Raw genomic sequence first — 280 nt, 5'->3', positions numbered from 1 at the left:
TAAGTACCCTCAGGAAAAGAAAACAAAAGTGATTCCGTCAGTAGCGGCGAGCGAAAGCGGATTAGCCCAAACCAGGGGGCTTGCTCCCTGGGGTTGTGGGACGTCAATGTGGGTTGAGCAGCGTAGGCGAAGCGGTCTGGAAAGGCCGGCCACAGAAGGTAACAGCCCTGTAGCTGAAATGCTGCGAAAGCCCTAGACGGATCCCGAGTACCGCGAGACACGTGAAACCTCGTGGGAATCCGGCAGGACCATCTGCCAAGGCTAAATACTCCCTGGTGAC

General features: G+C 56.4%; 1 rRNA gene. It reads left to right on the top strand.

What is annotated here, in order from left to right:
* Positions 1 to 280 (top strand): 23S ribosomal RNA (locus ACZYR9_RS27820); the annotation flags it as partial.

It is taken from the genome of Paenibacillus sp. F024, from assembly GCF_057814255.1.
This window is presented reverse-complemented; position numbering and strand designations above follow the sequence as displayed.